Here is a 4,410-nt window from a genome sequence, read left to right as displayed (position 1 = left end):
GGCCGCTTTTTAAAGTTGTTAGCTTTTTAGCTATTAAAAAGAGTATTTAACAGAAAACTGTAAGCGGTCTAAATCGCCATCAACGCCGCTTTCAGTTTCACGCTCAGCATGCTTTAGCTCAGCACCAAAAGTTAGACGTTTAACCGGTGAGTATAGAATGTTAGCGCTATAGCTTTGGCTTGATTCAGTCGGATCACCAGAAATAGCTAATAAATCAGTGTTGTTATCAGCACTGAAGAATGAATATAAGAACGTTGAACGCCATTGGCTTGTCCACTTGTGCTGGTAAGCAACAAAACCAGAAGTCGAATCAATTGCATCTAGTTCATCACCATTAAGTACAGCACCGTGAGCAACGTTTAAGCCTACGTAACGGCCTAAGCCTTTACCTTGAGTAAGCATAAATTTAAGGTTGTCTTCACCAAGGTTTATTTTACCTGATGCACTAATACCAAAAGAAGTTTCATCTGCATCAACACTGCCTACTTTATAAGTAAGTTGGCGAGCAAGCGCTGCAACCACAATGTTACCCCAATCGGCTTTGTGTGTGTAACGAGCTGTAAAGTCAGGCAATGATGCATCATCAGTTACTACCATACCGCTAGTAGTAGAAATTGTACTTTCTGGGTTTTCTAATGAAAACGACCATGCGCCAGTGGTGTATTTAATTTGCGATTGACGCACAAACACAGTGCCCTCAGCAGGGCCTACAAAATCAAGCGTTTCAGCAAGCGCCCCCACGTTTTGGAAGTTAGACCATGTTTGACCAAATAACCAACCATCGTAAGTCACAAAGGCATGGCGAATACGCGGGGCGTAAGAATTTGAAACTCGCTCATTACCGCCAGCAGCCGAGGCCAAAAAGTCAATTTCAATTTTAGTATTAACGGTTTTACCGTTATCCATAACAGTGGCTGTGCCAAAGTTAAAACGTGACTCACGAGCATGCATATCAAATACAGCATCTGAGCTGTTATCATCGCCAACTGTTAACGTACTTGGTACGTAAAAGTCACGACCTACGTTTGAGCCTGCAGGCGCACCCGCTGAATAATCACTCCACATAGAGTCGAGTTTAATGTATCCACCGTAAGTAAATTCCGTATCACCAATTTTTGCGGCAGTCGCTGCATAAGCAGTGCTTGATAATGCACATAATACAGCGCTTGCTGCTAATGTTTTTAATGGGGTAAATTTCATTGTGGTGTCCTTTATAGGCTACTTGTTGTTTGTTGCTTTTTTTTTCATGTAAGGTTGTATTACTTGCTACTAGTATTACTTACGAATAAAAAAGGGTGTTAGTTTGGCTTCTCAATACACATATTGTTTTCATTCGTTAAATAAAGCTTTAGCAAGTAATACCGCAAATATCTTTATTAAAAAGTACACAAACACTTTTGAATATGTGCAATATTTACTCAATTACCTATTGGTCTATAAGACTAAGGTTTTAGAGTTGATTAGTTTGCATTTACTTACATTTAACGCGTTGTATTATTTATGTAAAAAAATTGAAAGCAGGTGGATTATAAACTACAAATGAGTAAATTGGAGTAGAGTACAACTAAGGTCTAATACTTAATAAAGTACTGCTGAGTAATCCTTGATAAAAGCTTAAGGCAAGTAATTTAAATGGAGACGAAGATGTCACAAAGTATCTATCCAGTTCCTGCGCATATTAAAGATGCGACTCTCATTGATAAAAATAAATATAATACGCTTTATAAGCAATCTATTGATGACCCAGAAAGTTTTTGGCGTGAGCATGGCAAACGCCTCGATTGGTCTACTCCTTACACTAAAGTTAAAAACACCTCTTTTGATAAAGGCCACATCAGTATTAAATGGTATGAAGATGGCTATTTAAATGCGTCTTACAACTGTATTGACCGCCACTTAAAAACGAAAGCAGACAAAATTGCGCTTATTTGGGAAGGAGATGATCCTTCTCAAAGTGAGAACATTACTTATCAAAAACTTCATGACGAAGTGGCTAAATTTGCCAATGGTTTAAAAAAACTGGGTGTACAAAAAGGTGACCGCGTAGCTATTTATATGCCAATGACCCCACAAGCGGTGTATGCAATGCAAGCTTGTGCACGTATTGGTGCTATTCATTCTGTTGTATTTGGTGGTTTTTCACCATCGGCTATTGCTGATCGTATTAGAGATTCTGGTGCTAAGGTTGTTATTACTTCTGATGAGGGACGCAGAGCAGGAAATTGTGTTCCATTAAAAGCAAATGTAGATGAAGCGGTAGCGCAAGAAACTGTAACCACAATTGAACACGTTATTGTGCATCAATTAACAGGCGGTGAAGTTGATTGGAATGAGCACGATATATGGTGGCACGAGCTAGTTGCTGACTTACCGGCACAGTGTGAGCCAGAGCCAATGAATGCTGAAGATCCTTTGTTTATATTGTATACATCAGGTTCTACTGGTCAGCCTAAAGGTGTTGTACATACTACAGGTGGCTACTTAGTTTACTCATCAATGACACATGAATACGTATTTGATTTAAAAGAAGATGATGTGTATTGGTGTAGTGCCGATGTAGGTTGGATCACAGGCCACAGTTACATTGCGTACGGGCCATTAGTAAACGGTTGTACTCAGGTTTTATTTGAAGGAGTCCCCACTTATCCAACTGCAGGGCGTATGGGCGAAGTAGTTGATAAACACGGTGTTACTATTTTATATACCGCCCCTACAGCAATTAGAGCACTAATGGCTAAAGGTGATGAGCCTACAGCTTCGTCACATCGCGATAGTTTACGTATTTTAGGTTCAGTAGGTGAGCCAATAAATCCAGAAGCGTGGACATGGTATTACGAGAGTATTGGTAAATCTAATTGCCCGATTGTTGATACATGGTGGCAAACAGAAACCGGTGGCATTATGATCACACCACTTCCGGGTGCTACTGATACAAAACCAGGTTCTGCAACACATCCATTTTTTGGTATTGCGCCTGCATTATTTGATGCTGAAGGTAATACACTCGAAGGTGCCGTAGATGGTAATTTAGTTATTTTAGATAGTTGGCCATCGCAAGCTCGAACTGTTTATGGCGACCATGTACGTTTTGAACAAACTTATTTTAGCGCCTACCCAGGAGTTTACTTTACAGGCGATGGTTGTCGTCGTGATGAAGATGGTTATTACTGGATCACAGGTCGTGTGGACGATGTACTTAATGTGTCTGGGCACCGCCTTGGTACTGCCGAAATTGAAAGTGCGTTAGTTGCGCATGAAGCGGTAGCAGAAGCTGCTGTTGTAGGTTACCCCCATGATATTAAAGGCCAAGGTATTTATGTTTACATTACGCCTAACGAAGGTATAACAGTAAGTGATGAATTAACTAAAGAGGTACGTAATTGGGTTCGTAAAGAGCTCAGCCCAATTGCATCTCCAGATATGATTCAATGGTCACCGGGTTTGCCAAAAACACGTTCAGGCAAGATTATGCGTCGTATTTTACGTAAAATCGCTGCAAATGAGCACCAACAACTCGGTGATACGTCAACGCTTGCCGATCCTTCAGTTGTCGATGAACTAATCGAGAACAGATTAAATCGTTAAATGTGCGTTAAAAACTTGATTACAAGTTGATTCTAAACGTAGTATATCGGCTGTCAGTAAAGGTTTAAAACCTAACTGGCAGCCGAATTTATTAGGAGTGAACCATGAGTCAGTTTTTAATAGCGGACGATCATCCGTTATTTCGTGAAGCACTAAAGGGCGCACTGAGCGCAAAATTTGAGGGTTTAGAGGTTTTTGAATCATCCGATTTTGACAGCACACTGCAAGTGTTAAGCGAGCAAGAGGATCTTGATATATTACTGCTAGACCTTCACATGCCAGGTAATGGTGATTTATATGGTCTTATTCGTATTAGAGAAGAATACCCAAGCTTACCTATTGCCGTTGTTTCGGGTAGTGAAGACGTGAATATCGTTTCTAAAGTAATGGGTTACGGCGCTATGGGTTTTATTCCTAAATCATCATCGTCTGATGATATTGCCAGTGCAATTAACCAAATACTTGAAGGCGATACATGGCTACCAAAAGAGCTAAAAAACAAAGTAGCTGAAATTGAAGGTGAAGATAGAGAAATAGCAGCGCAAGTTGCCTCATTAACGCCTCAACAATACCGAGTGCTGCAATATCTGCACGAAGGTTTACTTAATAAGCAAATTGCTTATGAACTACACATATCAGAAGCGACAGTAAAAGCACACATTACAGCCATATTTAGAAAACTCGGTGTGTACAATCGTACCCAAGCCGTTTTAATTGCCGCTAAATTAAAGCTCGAACCAATAGAGCAGGCATAATTTACATTTAAAAAGTTATTAGCTTATTTATGAGCAAAAAAATGCCAGCAACAATGCTGGCATTTTTTCA

Annotated in this window: 3 protein-coding genes; 2 read left to right on the top strand and 1 reads right to left on the bottom strand. The window is 40.0% G+C overall.

Going from position 1 to position 4,410, the window contains the following annotated elements:
- Positions 1-33: 33 nt before the first annotated feature.
- Entirely contained in the window at positions 34-1,200 is a 1,167-nt protein-coding gene (locus H5072_RS12535; RefSeq protein WP_024600614.1) for a DcaP family trimeric outer membrane transporter, read from the bottom strand.
- Between the two features lie 444 nt (positions 1,201-1,644).
- Here H5072_RS12535 and acs point away from each other — a divergent pair, with 444 nt between their 5' ends.
- Positions 1,645-3,585 (top strand): acetate--CoA ligase, encoded by a 1,941-nt coding sequence (gene acs / locus H5072_RS12530; protein WP_182693707.1) that lies wholly within the window; start codon positions 1,645-1,647, stop codon positions 3,583-3,585.
- A 104-nt stretch (positions 3,586-3,689) separates the two neighbouring features.
- Positions 3,690-4,340, top strand: a complete 651-nt coding sequence (locus H5072_RS12525; protein WP_002958948.1) for a response regulator transcription factor — start codon at positions 3,690-3,692, stop codon at positions 4,338-4,340.
- Positions 4,341-4,410 lie beyond the last annotated feature (70 nt).

Source organism: Pseudoalteromonas sp. SR45-5, assembly GCF_014163565.1.
Taxonomy (GTDB): Bacteria; Pseudomonadota; Gammaproteobacteria; order Enterobacterales; family Alteromonadaceae; genus Pseudoalteromonas; species Pseudoalteromonas distincta.
The sequence above is the reverse complement of the archived record's forward strand: the minus strand, read 5'-3'. Positions and strand labels throughout refer to the sequence as shown.

Bases quoted from the DNA above. Each gene is read 5' to 3' on its own strand.
- H5072_RS12535 (WP_024600614.1), bottom strand. From the start codon at position 1,200: ATGAAATTTACCCCATTAAAAACATTAGCAGCAAGCGCTGTATTATGT.
- acs (WP_182693707.1), top strand. From the start codon at position 1,645: ATGTCACAAAGTATCTATCCAGTTCCTGCGCATATTAAAGATGCGACT.
- H5072_RS12525 (WP_002958948.1), top strand. From the start codon at position 3,690: ATGAGTCAGTTTTTAATAGCGGACGATCATCCGTTATTTCGTGAAGCA.